The 17795-nt window shown below is 58.3% G+C and carries 15 protein-coding genes and 1 tRNA gene; 8 read left to right on the forward strand and 8 right to left on the reverse strand.

The window, feature by feature from the left end; genetic code table 11:
- Positions 1–9: 9 nt before the first annotated feature.
- From MWR57_RS01330 to MWR57_RS01350, 5 genes are all read right to left on the reverse strand, one after another.
- The gene (locus MWR57_RS01330; protein ID WP_423122983.1) at positions 10–1206 is read right to left on the reverse strand and encodes an efflux RND transporter periplasmic adaptor subunit; all 1197 of its coding nucleotides are present in this window, start codon (positions 1204–1206) and stop codon (positions 10–12) included.
- 158 nt (positions 1207–1364) lie between these two features.
- Entirely contained in the window at positions 1365–1940 is a 576-nt protein-coding gene (locus tag MWR57_RS01335; protein ID WP_423122984.1) for a TetR/AcrR family transcriptional regulator, read from the reverse strand.
- A gap of 686 nt (positions 1941–2626) precedes the next feature.
- Positions 2627–3073, reverse strand: a complete 447-nt coding sequence (locus tag MWR57_RS01340) for a MerR family transcriptional regulator (RefSeq protein ID WP_423122985.1) — start codon at positions 3071–3073, stop codon at positions 2627–2629.
- 20 nt (positions 3074–3093) lie between these two features.
- Positions 3094–4287 carry an NrfD/PsrC family molybdoenzyme membrane anchor subunit gene (nrfD, locus tag MWR57_RS01345; RefSeq protein ID WP_423122986.1) on the reverse strand — a complete coding sequence of 398 codons (1194 nt, stop codon included), beginning with the start codon at positions 4285–4287 and terminating at the stop codon, positions 3094–3096.
- 89 nt (positions 4288–4376) lie between these two features.
- The gene (locus MWR57_RS01350; protein WP_423122987.1) at positions 4377–4661 is read right to left on the reverse strand and encodes a hypothetical protein; all 285 of its coding nucleotides are present in this window, start codon (positions 4659–4661) and stop codon (positions 4377–4379) included.
- Positions 4662–5446: 785 nt separating this feature from the next.
- Between MWR57_RS01350 and MWR57_RS01355 the strand changes: the two genes are divergently transcribed.
- Positions 5447–7474 carry a penicillin-binding protein 1A gene (locus MWR57_RS01355; protein WP_423122988.1) on the forward strand — a complete coding sequence of 676 codons (2028 nt, stop codon included), beginning with the start codon at positions 5447–5449 and terminating at the stop codon, positions 7472–7474.
- A 153-nt stretch (positions 7475–7627) separates the two neighbouring features.
- On the opposite strand, the gene MWR57_RS01360 is transcribed toward MWR57_RS01355, so the two are convergent.
- Positions 7628–8296, reverse strand: a complete 669-nt coding sequence (locus MWR57_RS01360) for a CBS and ACT domain-containing protein (RefSeq protein ID WP_423122989.1) — start codon at positions 8294–8296, stop codon at positions 7628–7630.
- A 318-nt stretch (positions 8297–8614) separates the two neighbouring features.
- Here MWR57_RS01360 and pabB point away from each other — a divergent pair, with 318 nt between their 5' ends.
- Positions 8615–10501 (forward strand): aminodeoxychorismate synthase component I, encoded by a 1887-nt coding sequence (gene pabB / locus MWR57_RS01365; protein ID WP_423122991.1) that lies wholly within the window; start codon positions 8615–8617, stop codon positions 10499–10501.
- Positions 10502–10610: 109 nt separating this feature from the next.
- Here pabB and MWR57_RS01370 read toward each other — a convergent pair whose 3' ends face one another.
- Together MWR57_RS01370 and MWR57_RS01375 are read right to left on the reverse strand one after the other, a co-directional pair.
- Entirely contained in the window at positions 10611–11063 is a 453-nt protein-coding gene (locus tag MWR57_RS01370; protein WP_423122992.1) for a CBS domain-containing protein, read from the reverse strand.
- Positions 11064–11135: 72 nt separating this feature from the next.
- Positions 11136–12692, reverse strand: coding sequence for an NAD(P)H-hydrate dehydratase (locus MWR57_RS01375; protein ID WP_423122993.1), 1557 nt, complete (start codon positions 12690–12692; stop codon positions 11136–11138).
- Between the two features lie 476 nt (positions 12693–13168).
- On the opposite strand from MWR57_RS01375, the gene MWR57_RS01380 reads away from it, so the two are divergent.
- From MWR57_RS01380 to MWR57_RS01405, 6 genes are all read left to right on the forward strand, one after another.
- Positions 13169–13244, forward strand: a tRNA-Arg gene (locus MWR57_RS01380).
- Between the two features lie 104 nt (positions 13245–13348).
- Positions 13349–13933, forward strand: a complete 585-nt coding sequence (locus tag MWR57_RS01385; RefSeq protein ID WP_423122994.1) for a LemA family protein — start codon at positions 13349–13351, stop codon at positions 13931–13933.
- Between the two features lie 42 nt (positions 13934–13975).
- Positions 13976–14839: a TPM domain-containing protein gene (locus tag MWR57_RS01390; protein WP_423122995.1), complete on the forward strand. Its 864-nt coding sequence runs from the start codon at positions 13976–13978 to the stop codon at positions 14837–14839.
- Positions 14840–15472, forward strand: coding sequence for a TPM domain-containing protein (locus MWR57_RS01395; RefSeq protein WP_423122996.1), 633 nt, complete (start codon positions 14840–14842; stop codon positions 15470–15472).
- Positions 15473–15583: 111 nt separating this feature from the next.
- On the forward strand, positions 15584–16561 hold the full coding sequence (locus MWR57_RS01400; RefSeq protein ID WP_423122997.1) for an ABC transporter substrate-binding protein: 978 nt from the start codon (positions 15584–15586) through the stop codon (positions 16559–16561).
- A 148-nt stretch (positions 16562–16709) separates the two neighbouring features.
- Complete coding sequence (locus MWR57_RS01405) at positions 16710–17792, forward strand: permease (protein WP_423122998.1); 1083 nt, start codon at positions 16710–16712, stop codon at positions 17790–17792.
- The last annotated feature ends 3 nt before the right edge of the window (positions 17793–17795 follow it).

Genomic DNA, 17795 nt, shown 5'->3' on the forward strand with positions numbered 1-17795 from the left:
GGGGCTCCTTTACTTTTTAGCGGGCGAAGGCTGCGAGGCACCGGCCGGGGAAGTCTCCGGCTTGGCGCCAAACACCACTGCCTTGACCTGGGTTCCCGGGCGCGCCTTTTGAATCCCTTCCAGGATCACCCGATCTCCCACCTTCAAGCCATCACTCACCAGCCAGTTTTCACCAACCGTGCGCGAAACCTTGATGACGCGCGGCTCCACCTTCTCCTCACCGCCGACCACCATGACCATGGCCTCTCCTTTCGGATTACGGCTCACTCCGCGCTGCGGCACCAGGATGGCCTGTTCGCTGACCCCTTCCTGCACGATGGCGCGGACGAACATGCCGGGCAGCAGCAGTTGCTCCGGGTTGGGAAAAAGAGCCCTCAGGGTGACGGAGCCGGTGCTTTGATCCACGGTCACTTCACTGAATTTCAGGACTCCCTCCTGCGGATAGGAGCTACCATCTTCCAGTACCAGCGTGACCTTTGTCTGGCCTGCATCCTGCCCCTTGATCTCGCCATTGGCAAGATTGCGCTTCAGGCGGAGCAACTCAGCGCTGGATTGAACCACGTCCACATAGACGGGATCAAGCTGCTGAATCGTGGCCATGGGCGCCGCCTGGTTCGCCGTGACCAAGGCCCCGCCGGTTACGGTCGAACGGCCGATCCGGCCGGATATCGGCGCCTTGACACTGGTATAATCCAGATTGATGCGGGCGGCGTCAACAACCGCCTGATTGGCCGCCACCTCGGCTTCCGCCTGCTTGAGCATTGCGCTGGCGTCATCATGCTCCTGCCGGCTCACGGCATTGATTGCCACCAACTCGCGGAAGCGTTCTTCCTTGAGCCGGGCAGGAAGAAGATTGGCCTCGGCTCGGGCCAGGGCCGCCTTGGCGCTGGCATAGGCGGCCTGATAGGTGGCCGGATCAATCCGGTACAGCACCTGCCCAGCCTTCACCTCCGACCCCTCCACGAACAGCCTTTCCTGAATGATTCCTCCCACTTGTGGACGCACCTCGGCAATCAAGCGGGGTGAGGTCCGGCCCGGCAGCTCCATGGTCAAGGTGACCGGCGCGGTGGTTATGGCCACAATCCCCACCTCGGGGGCGGAGGGTTGAGCCCCGGAGGGAGAGTGTTGTTTGCAGCCGGTTATCGCGAATATGCCGATTACGAGTCCCGCCAGGGCGAGCAGTTTGATTTTGCCAATGGTTTCCATCAATAAATACCTCAAAGGAATTGAGCCACTTCCTCGCTTGCTCGCCAGCGCAACGAACTGATGCGCCAGCAGCGGGAAGAATTGCACGACCGAACACAAGAACACGGAGTTACTCCGCACCGCGACATAACGACCTTTTCCGGAAATGCCGCGCGCAGTTACCTCTTGATCCCATCCCAGCAGGCCTGAACGGTTTGCGCGATTAAGGATGCATCCAGTTCGACGAAACCAAGGATATGGTCCCTGGCCACAGCCAGAAGAGGGCCAAACGCCAAGGCAAAAAGCACAACCAGAGGGAGGTCCTTTACAATCTGTTGGGCAACGCCCTCTTCGAGGAGGCTGCGGTACAGATCCCCATTGCCTTCGCTGCCCAAAAGTCGATCCCGGCGAAAGGCCACACCATAGGGGGAGTTATGATACTGCTCCAGGTAGCGAAAATCCAAGGGGTTATCGATGAAATAGCGCAGCAGCGCCGTGCTCAGATGGACAAACCGTTCCCTGAGCGAACTATCAGGCGCATATCCTTTCAGGATTCCTGCACAGATTCTATCATGCAACGCCTGAAACAATTCATTGATAAGCACGTCCTTGTTTTCAAAATAGCGGTAGATGGTCCCCGCTCCCACGCTGGCCCGCTCGGCAATTGCGGCAATGGGGGCGTCGTGAAACCCATGCTCGGCAATCAGTTCCAATGCCGCGTGCAGTATTTCCTGACGTTTTTCAGAAGTCGCCATAGGGGGTCCCTTTTCCGGAATGAATGTTCACTCCGCGAATATATTGCGTTATCCCTCCCTGGTCAAGATATTTTGCAGCACGGAGCCTTCACGCAGAGAATGGACTGGACTGCGGGAAGACGGACATCACCATCAGGCCTTTCCATCTTTTGCGAAGAAACCCAATAAAAAAAGATTCATCCGGGAATCGCGGAGAAAGAGGCGATGAAATCAGTCCGTTTATTTCTTTGCTTGCCAAAAAAAACGAACTAAAGAAAGGGCGACCAGGCACTTGTCCCGCCGATGGCGGGATGCCAGGAGTTTATGCCCCGCATGGGGTACTCAAACAGTGCAAAGCCCTTTTTCGGCAGACTCTCCGCTGCTCGGCTGCGTGCCAACGGGATTTTCCCTTCCCCCATTTGTCCTGCCGCGCCTCGCAGACGGGGGCGGAAAAAGACGCTGAAACTGTCTGAGGGCGAAGCCCGAGTTTTTCCGCGTCCCGCCCTCGGCGAGAAGTAAGGGAAGCCCGTAGGGCCAGGACCGGTTGGGGTGCCTTTTTCTTGTTTCTTCTTTTGGGCACGCAAAAGAAGAAAGAGAGAACCGCAAAAATGCCTCGACACTTTCCCTGCAATTCCCGGATGAACTAAAAAAAAAGGGCCGAAGAGAATCTCTCCGGCCCTTTTTTTATTGGTTAACCACCAGTCGTATCAACTGCGCCCGACCAGCTTCTTGCGGCCGGAACCGGCGCTTTTCTTGGCCCGGTCGGCCGCCTTGGCTTTTTTTTCTGCCACCTCATCGCCCGCGACACGCAACGACCTCGGCACGGCCCTGTCGAAAAGACATTCGCAGGTTTCATGAACCTCACCGGGGCATTCCGCGATCTCCCAGCACGGCGCAAGGGTCAACAACCTTTTCAACCCCGGAATGCTGATCCCCTGATCATGGATCATGGAGCGCACACATGACACCCACTTGATGTCGTTCAAGGAATACAGCCGCCGGGATCCTGTATGCTGGGGATGAACCAGCCCTTCTGCCTCGTAGATACGAAGTGTTCTCGGATGAACATCCAACAGCTTTGCTGCCACCCCGATGGGGTAAATCGGCAAATCAGGCCGCAAAGGCTGGATGGCCGTTTTTTTCTTGGCCACCATAATCCTTCTCCTCTGCGCGCTTAATGATCCTCGGACAAATGCCCCCTGAAAAGCCTTTCACCCATAAAAAATCCCATGACACAGATTCCCATTGCCCCCAAGGTGATGACAATCTCATGCAGGGAAGGGGTGTAGGTGAGCAGATGCGGCATATCAACAAGCCCGAACTCATGGTACCAAGGCACGAGCTGTCCTACCACAACCAGATCGTAGCGCATGAAGAAGATGCCGACAACGCTGGAGACCGAGGCCCAGAAGAGCACGGGCAGATTTTTGGCGCGGGCGGCCAGGATCATGGCAAAGGGAATAACCATGCCGAGCATGACCTCGCCGAGCCAGAAGTTGATCGCATAGGGGCCGCTCACCAAAGCCATCATGGCCTCGTATTTTCCCGGCGGCTGACCGCTGATGCCGGAGATCATCTTCCAAGTGGTGAAGAACATGATCACCGCGATCAGGGTTGCCCCCAATTTTGCCGTGGCCATAAGGGAGTTCTCCAGCTTCTCGCTCATCTTCCAGCCATTGGCCCGGTAGCCGAGATAATGGAAGAAGATAACCGCGGCGCAGCCGGACATCATGGCTGAGGTGATGAAATAGATGGGCATGTACGGCCCATGCCAGAACTCACGGCCGGAAAGCAGACCAAAAACCGCGCCGAGGTTACTGTGGGCGGCGATACCGGAAACCAAACCCAGCAGGCCGAACATCCCGGCGATCTTATGCTTCTCCATCTGCAACAGCGCAAACTCGACAACCATGAAGAAGAGATACGCTCCATAGAGGGTTCCCATCCACCAGATATTGGAGGTGGGATTGGGGGAGAGCATATTATAGATGGGCATGCGCCAGGGGTTTTCAATCTCGAATCCGATCACGAAAAAACCGGCGACAATGGTGACGATGGCCATGAACACGGAACGCTTGGCAATGGGCTTGAACGACTCAACCCCAAAAACATGGCCGATGGAGGAAATCAGACACAACCCGGTGGAACTGACCACAAAGAATACATAGGTGGCAATGAGCAACCCCCAGGGAACTTCCCGGGTGACGCCGAAGGTGTGCTCATGGCCGACATACATGGAATGCACCCCGGCGGCAAGACCGAGGGCGGCGAGCAGGCCGCCGATGGCAATGGTGACGTTGTAGGAACGGGTGGGGCTGGCAACGAGGCCGCCTTCCCGCGGCAATACATCAGCTAAAAAATTATTCATGGGAACAACTCTCCTTATGCGTAATTTAATCGTTAATCTTGCGATCCAGAATGACGGAAACCTTGCCCGCTAGTCTCCACAAGAGAGCATCATGGCAATGTTTCCTCATTGGCCTGGATCAACGGTTTGATTTTGAGATCAAATACGGTATGGAGTGTTGCACCTCCGATCCAGAAAATTAAAAAAAGTAGACCTTCCATTTTTTTCTCCTCAATCAAACGACCTGATCTTCCAGGCTTGTGGTTCATCGTCGACCCGAACGGAATGGCGGTTCCAAACGAATCACTTCCGCGACGTACCAAACCATATTCCTCTTCCCTGCGACCCTCCTTTGCGTGTTGTTTTTCAGTGAAAATCTTTAGGCCGTCCCACATGGGGGAAACCCACCCGAGCCAATACTGTTATTCTCAAATTACAAAATGGAAAAAGCCATTGTCAAGTTTTTATTCTTTCGAGATTCCGGTTTTTGGTATTTTTTTTATGCACATTTAGCCCAAAATGAAAACGCCTCTTAACAAGAGGGCGCAATATCTCTTTTTCCGACAACTCCAGCATACTGTTTTCCGCACGGAAACAACGCGAAAAAACAGGAAGATAGCCTGGAATTTCCAACACAAAAGCGAAAACGGCAGACCGGACTCCACCATCACACAACACACAATGCGGCACAAGGCCAACATCACCAGACTTGGCAAAAAATGATCCGACTGCGCGCGAATCAGGGATCAAAATGAGCCAAGCGCGTACAACTATACCCGCAAGAGAAAATCCGAACAACCCAAAAAACACCGCGATGAAAATAAGTTAACCAACCGAAACAAAAGGAGATAATATTAACCTGAAACAATAAACAGCAAAAAAACCACACGCTGGCACAGTGATTGCTTTAAGACACAGAAGGGAACAACATGGTTTTCCGACCATGCGAGACACAAGACAGACGACCTTCCGTCTTTCCGCGCAAGCGGACTCAATCTATTCCTTCCCTGCAAAGGATCCTCGGTGGCGGCCTAGGATCCTTTTTTTCTTTCTCCCCGGAAGCCTCTCACCCAAGAAATGTAGTGACCTTGCCGCGCTAACCCTGTATTATCATGCGCTGACGCCACCGGGTGGAAATCGACATCGTCTTGTTCCGCTCTATTAATGAATAGCTTTTTCAGTGTCTGCCGTGCAAAATACGACCCAGCCCACAATCAGGACCTGGACCCATGTCCAGCTCACGCTCTTCCTGCTCGCCATCAGCCTCATCCTGACCCTCGGCCTGGGCGCGGCCTTATACCTCTTTATCTCCCTTGATATTCCCTCAATCGGCACCCTGAAACACTACCGTCCCGCCACCACTTCCATCATCTACGACGCGGAAAAACAGCCGATCACCCATGTATCACGGGAAAACCGGACCCTTGTCCCGCTTTCGGCAATGCCGGAGTTTCTCCCCCAAGCATTCATGTCCGCGGAAGACTCCCGGTTTTATCAGCACAGCGGGGTTGATGCCTGGTCGATCATCCGGGCGCTTATCCACAACATTCGTTCGGGGGAACGGGGCCAAGGCGGCAGCACCATCACCCAGCAGGTCGCCAGGGCGCTTCTGCTCACCCCGGAAAAAACCTACACTCGCAAGATCAAGGAAGCAATTCTCGCCTACCGGATCGACACCGCCCTCAGCAAAGAGGAAATCCTCCACATCTATCTCAACCAGATTTATCTGGGCAGCGGCGCCTATGGAGTTGAGGCCGCGGCCCAGATCTACTTCGACAAACGCGTTCAGGATCTGAATCTTGCCGAAGCCGCGCTTCTTGCCGGGTTGCCGCAAGCGCCAAGCCGGTACTCACCGTTTCGCAACTTCAAGCTTGCCAAGAACAGACAGCTCTATGTCCTGAACCGCATGGCGGAAGAGGGATATATCACCCCGACCGCCGCGCAAAAGGCCTATGAAAAAACCCTGCTCTGGAATCCCGCCAAGGAAGGCCCCACGGAAAACAACTATTTTGTTGAGTATGTAAAGGCCTACGTCGAAAGCAAATATGGCACCGAGGCCCTACTGACCGGCGGCCTTCGCATCTACACCACCCTTGACCAGAACATGCAGCAGGCCGCCAACATGGCCATAAAACGCGGCACGGCCAAATGGGCCATCCGCCAGAGCAAACACGCCGATACCCTGCCCCAAGCCGCCCTGATCTCCATGGAAGTGAAGACCGGCCGCGTCCGGGCAATGGTGGGAGGCACCGATTTTGACAAAAGTCAGTTCAACCGGGCCACCCAGGCCCGCCGTCAGCCGGGTTCAGCCTTCAAGCCCTTTATTTACGCCGCCGCCCTTGAAAACGGGATGACCCCGGCCACCATGATTGTCGACGAACCGATTCATTTTCGCGGCGCCACCGCGATGCAGTATTGGGCGCCCAAGAATTACGACAATAAATTCGAGGGCCCCACCTCCTTTAGAAACGCGCTGGTTCGCTCGCGAAACGTCCCCACCATCAAGATTCTGCAACAGGTCGGGGCAGCCAAGACCATCGATCTGGCCAGAAGGCTGGGCATCACCTCCCCCCTGGTAAAAGATCTCTCCCTGGCCCTGGGAACCTCCGGAGTTTCCCCCCTTGAGATGATCCGGGCATACGCCGCCTTTGCCAACAATGGCCGGATGCCCCAGCCTCTTTTCATTGAAAAAATTGTGGACAGCAGCGGCAAGGTGCTCGAGGAACAGCAGCCCTCCTTCAGCGAGGCCGTTGATCCACGGGTTGCCTACCAGATGACCCGCATCATGGAAGCGGTCATCACCGACGGCACGGCCAAAGGCATCAGCAGCTTCGGCGCGCCCGCAGCCGGCAAGACCGGAACCACGGACCAGAATGTGGATGCCTGGTTTGTCGGCTATACCCCTGAGCTGACGACCTGCGTCTGGATAGGGCACGACCAGAACATCTCCCTGGGCAGCGCCGAAACGGGCGGACTGGCAGCAGCGCCCATCTGGCTTGATTTCATGAACCAAGCAAAGAAGACCTATCCCCCGTCCGGCGGTTTCCAAATTCCTCCGGGTATTGTCTTGCTGCCCATGGACAACCGCACCGGCCAGCCAGGGTCAGCGGTCGGCGGCCCTGTCACTCTGGAGGCCTTCCGGGAAGATACCCCGCCTTGGCCCCAGGAAGAACCGCCCACCACCGAGAGCAGCGACTCGCTTTTATAGCCTGGAACAAAAAAAGCCGTGTTTCCGGGCACTCCCGGCAACACGGCTCATAATGCGTCCACTCTTTTTTTGACAGTTCGCTGAAGATCCTGCGGTTTGTCTCAGCTCCGCAGCTTCACTGCCTCGTCTTCATCTTCTCCGGCTTCCGCCGGATCAAACAGCCCGTTTGCGCGGCATGTTTTTCAATTCGTCCTTGCCATGGTAGACCACGGTAAATGTTTCCCGCAGCTCCTTGGTCATCGCTTCCTCCTGGCCGGCATCATCGATCATCACCCGAACAGCCACCCGTTTTTTCCCTTCCGGGGCATCCTCGAACGAGGTGAGAACACTGATAACCCTGGCATTGAATTTGCGGAGGGACTCAATAACCCGGGTCACCGAACCAGCGACATCAGGCAGGTCGAGCACAAACTGAACGGCGCCATCCTTGATGCCCGTGCTGTGAATGAAGCCCCGCAGGACATCGGTTTCGCTCAGCAGCCCGACAAGATGCCCCAGCCCGTCCACCACGGGCAAACCGGAGATCTTGTCCTCCAGCATGACCAGCGCGGCTTTTTCCAGGGTATCGTCCTCGCTCAGGGTAAGCGGATTGGAGGTCATCACGTCCTTCACCTTCATCTCCGACAACAAATAGTACAGTTCATGGATATCCAGGGATGTTGTCTTGGAAGGTGAAGCGTCTTTCACATCCCGATCCGTCACGATCCCGATCAATTTCCCATGGGAAACCACCGGCAGACGACGGATGCTGTTTTCCTTCAGTATCCTGGTGGCACGCATCAGAGAAGTGTTCTCATCCACGGTCAGGACGTCTTTCGCCATCCAGTCTCTAATCAACATAACGCACAACCCTCCATAGATATTGTCTAACCAAAGCTCACGCAGAGCAATTCTTGTCCGCACCAAAAATATGCCGGTGGATACCCGGCACCTGTTTTTATAAAATATTCCTATTGTTCCCGCAAGACGAAGTGCGCCTCTTGTCCCAAAAATCACAAAGAAAGCCGCAACTGCCCACGGCATCCTTTTTTACCTTGCTTAACTTCCCCCGACTCGGTAAAGAATTTACATTCCAGAAAGGACCATTCCTCCAGAAACATGCGCTGCGCCGACCAGAATAACCATCATGAAAAAAACCCAATGCCTTGCCCCCTAACAGACGAGACCTTAACCCGGATCATGGCCATGGCGGCCAGCGAGGACTGCGTTTTTCTTGAGACCAGCAGGGTAACCGCCGAGGAATCGCGCTCCTATTTTTTCCACACCCCGGTAACCCATCTTGCCTGTTACCCCCACGACGACCCTGCCCGGTTTTTCCAACAGGCCGAGGATTTTCTCGCGGAGGGGTTGTACCTGGCCGGCTGGCTGGGATATGAATTCGGGTATCTACTCGAACCCTCCCTGGCAAAACACATCCGCCTCGATCCGCACAAGCCCCTGGCCAGACTGGGCGTGTTCCGCGCCCCTCTGATCTTCGACCACCTTTCGGGAGAGCCGCTCGGCGCCCTTTGGCCGAATCCGCCTCAAACCGGGACCTCCACCGGCTACCGCATCACCAATCTGCGTCCCAGCCTCGGGAAAACCGATTACACCGCAGCCCTTGCCAGGATCAAGGAATATATCGAAAGCGGCGACACCTACCAGGTAAACTTCACCCTGAAGCTGCTCTTTGACTTCGAGGGTTCACCGGAAGCGCTCTATCAGGCATTGCGGCGCAACCAGAGCGTCTCCTTCGGCGCCTACCTCCGCTCCGGCGATCAACGCATTCTTTCCTTTTCTCCGGAACTGTTTTTCAAGAGGAGCGGCGAACAGTGCCTGGTCCGCCCCATGAAAGGCACCATCCGCCGCGGCCCGTATCAGGCGGAAGACGCCCGGTTGATGGCGTTTTTGCAGACCGATGCAAAAAACCGCAGCGAAAACGTGATGATCGTCGATCTGCTGCGCAACGACCTGGGCCGCATCTGCACCCCGGGAACGGTGCAGACTCGCTCCCTCTTCGACATCGAAACCTACGAGACCCTGCACCAGATGACCTCCACCATCACCGGCCATCTGCCCAGGGAAACACGGATCGAATCCCTGTTCAAGGCCCTGTTCCCGTGCGGCTCGGTCACCGGCGCCCCCAAGATCCGGACCATGGAAATCATCCGCGCGCTGGAAAACGGGGCGCGCGGCGTCTACACCGGGGCCATCGGCTTCATCGCCCCCACGGGTGAGGCAACCTTCAACGTGCCGATCCGCACCATCGAACTCAACGGGAGCACTGGCGAAATGGGCATCGGCTCCGGGATCATCCACGATTCCGACCCGGAGCAGGAGTGGCGGGAGTGCCTGCTCAAGGGACGTTTCCTGAGCGATCCGGCCCCCCCCTTCAGCCTGATTGAAACCCTGCTCTGGCAGCCGGGTTCCGGCTACTGGCTCCTGGAGGAACATCTGGAACGGCTGGCCGCTTCCGCCGCCTACTTCCGCTATCCCGCAAACCCGCCCGAGTTTCTGGCCCGGCTCGAAAGGCTGGCCCTGAATTTTGCCGCCTCGCCCATGCGGGTGCGGCTAACCCTGGCACGAAGCGGCCGGATGGAACTCGAGGCCGCCCCCTGCCCGGCCCCGGCCTCCATCACCTGGCCGATGCCGCGGACTGCCCGCGCGGAATTGCCGAAAGTGAGCATCTCGGCCAAGGCCACGGATCCCAACGCACCGTGGCTTTTTCACAAAACCACCCGGAGGGAGCTGTACGACAGCGAGCGGCAACGGGCCGTGGCCGAGGGGATGTACGAGGTACTTTTCACCAACACCAGGGGAGAGGTGACCGAGGGAAGCATCACCTCCATCTTTATCCTGCACGGGGAAACCCTGCTTACCCCAGCCATGGAATGCGGCCTTCTGCCCGGAGTTTTCCGAAGATATCTGCTGGAGCACGCCCCCCTCCCGGTGCGGGAAGCCATCCTGACCCGCCGGGATCTTGAACACGCCGAGGCGCTGTTCGTGGGCAACTCGGTGCGCGGCCTGGTCCAGGTCCGGCTCGACTGAATTATACCCACAGTCCATACGTTTCCGTTGAGCAGACATGCTGCTCAACTCAGCTTTTCACCCTTCGGGTATAAGTTTTGTTTGAGCAGGCAAGCTGCTCAACTCAGCTTTACCCCCTGGCCAGGGTCCGGATAATATCCGATTTGCCGACCACGCCGACCAGAACGCCGTTCTTGAGCACCGGCAGGGTATGAACCTTTTTCTCGGCCATGATGGTGGCGATTTCGTCCAGGGGGGTATCCTCACGAATGGTCACGGGTTCCCGGGAGCAAATATCCCCCACCGTGGCGCCGGTCATTTTGGTGATCTCCTTTTCCACCGTTTTGGCGCGGTCCAAAAAGATAACCGAGTCCAAAATGGAGATGGCGGTGGGGATGTGAAACCTCTTGGTCTGATCCACCAGATCGCTTTCCGTCACCACGCCGATCAGCAGCCCGTCCTCATCGACCACCGGCGCTCCGTTGATGCGGTGCGCCCAGAGAACGCCCGCCAGTTTTTCCACCGGCAGATCCGCCTTTACCGAAACGACCTTCTTCGCCATGATCTCCTTGGCTATCAGCATGTGTTTTCTCCCAAAAAAATTTAACGCAAAACCGCAAAAACACCCGGTTACGAATTATCCCCACCCAATCATCTATAGTGCGCCGCCTTTCTCCAGCACCTCCTGAAAAGCCGCGGGAATCTCCGCGGCCAACTCACCGGCCAGAAAACCAAACGGCCGCCCTGCCCGGACAATCCGGTCCCCGGCCAGGCCGTGGACATAAACCCCCAGGCAGGCGGCCTCAAAAGGCGCCACGCCCTGGGCCAACAGGCCGCCGATGAGTCCGGTCAGCACATCGCCCATGCCGCCCGCGGCCATGCCGGGATTGCCGGTGGGATTGATGGCCAACCGCCCGTCCGGCGCGGCAATGATCGTGGACGCCCCCTTCAGGACCAGATACACGCCATGCCGTTTCGCAAAATCCGCGGCCACCGCCCGACGCTTGCCCTGTATCTCAACGGTTGAAATCCCCGCCAATCGGGACATTTCCCCAGGATGGGGAGTCAAGACCCGGGGTCCGGCGGCAAGCACGGCAACCTCTCCGGCCAGCAGATTGAGGCCGTCGGCATCAACCACCATGGGTTGCCGCAACTCCCGGTAAAACTTGCGCACCACCTGCCCGGTTTCTTCCGCTGTCCCCAGGCCGGGGCCAACAGCCACCGCCGCCTTGCCATGGGCCGAGGCCAGCAACTGTTCGTAGTCGGGTTCGGAGAGATAGTTTTGCGAAAAAGCGAGCGGTTCGGTCATGGCCTCGGGCAACGCTCCCTGCAACACCCCACAGAGCATCTTGGGCGCGGCGATGGTCACCAACCCTGCCCCGGAGCGCGCCGCGCCCAAGCCGCAGAGCACCGCGGCCCCGGCTTTGCCCAGCGAACCCGCCAGCGCCAGCAGGTGGCCGAAGGTTCCCTTGTGGGACGCCACCCCCCGCGCCGGGATCACTCCCTTGACCCAGGCATGATCCAGCCACTCCACCGTAATCCCGATCCGCTCCACCACCTCGGCGGGGATGCCGATATCGATAACCTCAAGCAACCCGACATATTCCTTGCCCGGCGGTTCGACCTGGGCAAACTTGGGCAGACCGTAGGTGCAGGTGAGCCGAGCCCGCACACTGACGCCCTGGGGAATACCTGTGTCGCCAGCCAGCCCGGAGGGGATATCCACCGCCACCACCGGCACCTCGCTGGCGTTGAGACATCTGATCACCGCGGCGAACACCCCGGTGACCGGGCTGCGCAGCCCCGTGCCGAAAAGGGCGTCCACCAGAAGATCGCTCTCCCCCACCAGCCGTTCCACCCAAGACAACTCCTCTTCGTCAAGGCAGGTGTAGAGCGGCATGGCCAACTGCTTGACCCGATCCAGATTTCGCGCCGCATCCCCCTGCAATTTCTCAAGGGGAACCAGGCTCACCACCTGCGGCCGGGCGCCCTGCTCCAGAAGAAGCCGGGCGATCACCAACCCATCGCCTCCGTTATTGCCGGGTCCGGTAAAGATAAGCACCTTGCGTTCGTTCAGCCCTCCAAAATGGCGGGCCATGGCCGCCACCGTACCGCGTCCTGCGTTTTCCATCAGCTCCAGGCCGGGAATGTTGTATTCCGCGCTGGTCAATCTATCGCAGAGCAGCATCTGTTCCGCAGTGGCAATCTTCATTCCGCCTCTCCCTCAAATATCCGGCGCGCCCTGGGCACGATCGTCCGACAGCACCGGGGTCTCACCCCAAAAACGTTTCGGTCAAAGACGCCCCGGCCCCTGCCAGGTTTCAATGTATCCTGCGTCATTCTAGCACATCCCGGCAGGCGGGCCAGCATTTTTGTTCCAATCGCTGAGAGGCGCGGGCCGCGACAAACGCCGCGTGCGGCAGGAGAAAAAAACGACCGAAGGCGGCGGAGATGGGGAAACTCTCTCCTTGTTATTGCGAAGTACGTCATTGTTTCCCTTTTACGAGGCCACCATTTTCCCCACATCTTTCTCCACTCCGGAGGGAGCGCAACAGAGGCATGAGCAATCCAGTCCGGATCACTCTTCTGCCAAGCGGCACAAGCGCTTCCAGCCAAGAAAGATATTGCGCATTGAACTGCCGATGGTATAGTACGACCCTTCTTTTGTGCTGAAAAAGGAATACTTCAGCCCTCGTAGCTCAGGGGATAGAGCAACCGCCTCCTAAGCGGTAGGTCGTACGTTCAAGTCGTACCGAGGGCACCAGTAATTTTCCGGATATTTCCTCCCCGCCGTGCCTGTTGTCGCCGGATCCACGGAGGAAGACGCCGATATCACGATTTCCCAAGACCATTGTAAGGAGAACCACCATGCAGAGATTCCTCGTATTTGTCAGTGTAGCGTTTCTCACCCTGGGCTTGAGCGGTTGTGGCTACAACACCATCCAACAAAACGACGAAGCCGTGATCGCGGCCTGGGGCGATGTGGAAGCCTCCTACCAGCGGCGGGCAGATCTCATTCCCAATCTGGTGGAAGCGGTAAAGGCCTACGCGGCCCACGAGAAAGAAACCCTCACCGCCGTAACCGAGGCGCGGGCCAAGGTCGGCACCATCCAGGCCGGGGCCGAAGTGGTCAATAACCCCCAGGCCTTTGCTAAATTCCAGGAAGCGCAGGGAGGGCTTTCTTCCGCCCTCTCCCGTCTGATGGTGGTGGTAGAGCGCTATCCCGACCTCAAGGCCAATCAGAACTTCCTCGATTTCCAGCACCAGCTCGAAGGCACGGAAAACCGGATCAACGTGGCCCGGGTCCGGTACAACGAGGCAGTGCGGATCTTCAACACCTCCATCCGCACCTTCCCCAACAACCTGACCAACAAGCTCATGCTCCAACTGCCGCGCCGCGAGGCTTTCAAGGCGGAAGAGGGCGCGGCCAAGGCCCCGGCGGTAAAGTTCTAACCCATGTCGCACCCTGGGCGGCATACCGCATATCGGGCCGGCATGGCGCAGCGGCTCCTCTTTCTTCTCGGCCTCTGCCTTCTTTTTGTTGTTGCTCCCGCAGCAGCCAAGGCGCTGGAGGTTCCGCAATACCAAGGGTATGTCACCGATCTGGCCGGGATGATCTCGCCGGCTGAGCGCCAGAGGCTGGAGCAGACGCTCCTGGCCTTTGAGCAGTCCGACTCCACCCAGATCGCGGTGCTGACCATCCCCTCCCTGGAAGGCGACGCGCTGGAGGATTTCAGCATCCGCGCGGTGGAGGCCTGGAAGATCGGCCAGAAGGGCAAGGACAACGGGGTTCTGCTCCTGGTCAGCAAGGACGACCGCAAGATCCGCATCGAGGTGGGCCGAGGGTTGGAAGGGGTGCTGACCGACCTTCTTGCCGGCCGCATCGTTGATCAGGTCATATCGCCGCGCTTCAAGGCGGGCCAGCTTGACGAAGGCTTTGCCGCCGGAGTTGCCGCGATCATCAGCGCCGCCCGGGGCGAATTCAAGGGTACCGGCAGACCTGGCCGGGGAGCGCGTACCTCCGGCCAATCCTCCCTGTTCAACTACCTCATCTTCTTTGCCATCCTGGTCGGCTTTCTCGGACGGTTGAGCAAACCGGCAGGCGCCCTCACCGGAGCGGCGCTCCTGCCGCTGTTCGCCTCCCTCGGGGTCTCTTCGCCCCTGGGCTGGCTGATCCTGCTCCTCCTTATCCCGGGCGGCGCCCTGTTGGGGCTGCTGCTCCCGATCCTCTTTGCCAATGCCGGACGGGGGGGAGGATTGTATATGGGAGGCGGCGGCTTTGGCAGCGGCGGTGGCGGAGGTTTCGGCGGCTTCGGCGGCGGTGGGTTCGGAGGCGGCGGCGCCTCGGGGGGCTGGTAGATGATGCGCGCAGAGACTTTTTTTACAGAGGCGGAAAAGCAGCGGATCGCCGCGACCATCTCCGGGGTGGAGGAAAAAACCTCCGGCGAGGTTGTCGCCATGGTGGTGGACAGCAGCGACACCTACCCCGAGGCAAGGATGCTGGCAGGCCTCAGCATCGGCGGCCTGATAGCCCTCGTCATCACCGACCTTTTCCTGGCCGACAGCCTCGGATACTTTCTGCCCCTTTTGCTGGGCGGCGCCACCCTTGTGGGCGGCCTGGCCAAGTTCTGCCCCCCGCTGCTCCGGCTGTTCATCCCCGAAACCCGGAAGGAAAGCCGGGTGGCAGAACGGGCGCTCCGCACCTTTTACGAAAAGGAGCTCCACACCACCCGCGACAACACCGGGGTACTGTTCTTCATCTCCCTGCTCGAACACAAGGTCTGGATTCTGGCGGACAGGGGCATCTACCTGAAAATTTCCCAGGAAACCCTGCAGGCATACGCCAACGAGGTCGCCACCGGCATACGGCAAGGACAGGCCTGCGACGCCTTGTGCCGGGAGATTGAAGCGGTGGGCGGTATCCTGGCCAACCATTTTCCGGTCAAAACCGATGACACCAACGAGCTTTCCAACCAGGTGCTCACCGGCTGAACCCACCCTGGAAATTCTCCTGTTCTTTTTTCCATCCCCGGTGCTATGATGCTGCAATAAGGCAATTGCCCCTTCCTTTCAGTCCCCCTCCGCCGGCAAGGGAACCGCCCCATGCACACACCCCGAATCAGCGCCCTCTTCCTCAAAACCGCCCTTCTCAGCCTCGCGGTAATGCTGCTCATCCCGGAAACAGGATTTGCGGCCCGCTGCCTATACGTTTCCTCCTACCATGCCGGTTATGTCTGGAATGACGACATCGAGGACGCCATGAAAAAGGTGCTGTCCGGCCAATGCGAGATCAAAAAGTTCTACATGGACGGCAAACGCAACCTCTCCCCGGAATTTGCCCGGCAAAAGGGGCTGGAAGCGAAAAAACTCATCGAAACCTGGAAGCCGGATGTGGTCATCGCCGCCGACGACAATGTCTCGCGGTACCTGGTCATGCCGCACCTCAAGAATGCTGCGGTGCCCGTGGTATTTTGCGGAGTCAACTGGACCGTGGAGCCCTACGGCTACCCCTACCGCAACACCACCGGCATGGTGGAGATCGGCCCCGTTGAAACCCTGGCCAAGGAGGTGCGCAGAGCCGTTCCCAATGCCAGACAGGGGGTGTTCCTTTCCGCGGACGAAATGACCCAGCACAAGGAAGTTGCCCTGAACCAAAAGGTGTACGCCAAGCATGGCATCACCATCACGCACCGGCCGGTGAAAACCATGGCGGAATGGGAAAACGCCTTCCTCGAGGCGCAGAAGGTTGACTTTATAATTCTCGGCAACAACGCAGGGATCAACGATTGGAGCCATGATCTCGCCCTTGCCCAGGTCAGGAACAAGGCCACCAAATTCACCGTTTCCTACCTGGACTGGATGGCGCCCTACACCATGCTGACCATGGCCAAGATCGCCGGAGAACAGGGGGAATGGGCGGCCAAGGCGGCCTTGCGCATCATCAAGGGCGCCAGGCCGGACAGCATCCCCATTGCCGCCAACCAACGCTGGAACGCCTTTATCAATCCATCCCTCCTGAAAAAAACCGGCTTCACCCTTTCCCCTGAAATCACGAGCAAGGCCGTTCAGGTCGGGCCATAAGAAGCGGGAACGTCTCGTTTCCAGCCCCCCAGCCCGCCCCGCTCCAATCTGTCCCCTTGACAATGCCGAAGCATAGCCATATAGTGATTTGGCTATATAGACATATCCCCCATTCACACACCCGCCGCACACCACAAGGGATACACGAATGCAACCCATCACGCTGGCCAATCTTGCTCCGCAACCTCCACGGCCAAAACCGCCTCTTCCCCCGGCCGTCATCATCCGCTACCTGGCGGGGGGGCTCCTCTCCCTGTCCCTCTGGTTTCTTGTCTACAAACAGCTTCCCGCCCTGGCCGATTTCCTCGCCTTTGATTTGCTCGCGCTCTCTCCGGACAGCCGGATGGGCAAGGCCATCCAATTCTTCCTCTATGACACGCCCAAGGTGCTGATGCTTCTTGCTCTGGTGGTTTTTGCGGTGGGCATCCTCCGTTCCTTCTTCACTCCGGCAAGAACCCGCAAGATCCTCGCGGGCAAACGCGAATCCGTGGGCAATGTGCTAGCCGCCTTGCTGGGCATCGTCACCCCCTTCTGCTCCTGCTCCGCCGTGCCCCTGTTCATCGGCTTTGTCACCGCGGGCATCCCCCTGGGCGTCACCTTTTCCTTTCTCATTGCCGCGCCCATGGTCAACGAGGTCGCCCTGGTCCTGCTCTATGGGCTGCTGGGCTGGAAGGTGGCCGGACTCTACCTCGTCACCGGCCTTGTCATCGCCATTGTCGCAGGCTGGACCATCGGCCGCCTCCACATGGAGAACCATGTGGAGGAATGGGTCAAGCATGTGCTGGCCGGCACCACCGAAGCCGCCATGCCGGAAAATATCCGGGAACGGGTGCAGTACGGATGGCAGGCGGTGCGGGACATCGTGGGCAGGGTCTGGATCTATGTCATCCTCGGCATCGCTGTAGGCGCGGGGATACACGGCTATGTGCCCGAAGGGTTCATGGCCTCGATCATGGGCAAGTCCGCCTGGTGGTCGGTGCCCCTGGCCGTGGTCATCGGCATCCCCATGTACGCCAACGCCGCGGGCATCGTCCCGGTCCTCCAGGCCCTGCTTGCCAAAGGCGCGGCCCTGGGCACGGCCCTGGCCTTCATGATGAGCGTCATCGCCCTCTCCCTGCCGGAGATGGTCATCCTCCGCAAGGTCTTAAAACCGGCGCTCATCGCCACCTTTGTCGGCGTGGTCGGCAGTGGCATCCTGCTGGTGGGCTATCTTTTCAATCTGGTTATCTAGGAG

The organism is Hydrosulfovibrio ferrireducens (genome assembly GCF_046883345.1).
Lineage (GTDB): Bacteria > Desulfobacterota > Desulfobulbia > Desulfobulbales > Desulfurivibrionaceae > Thiovibrio > Thiovibrio ferrireducens.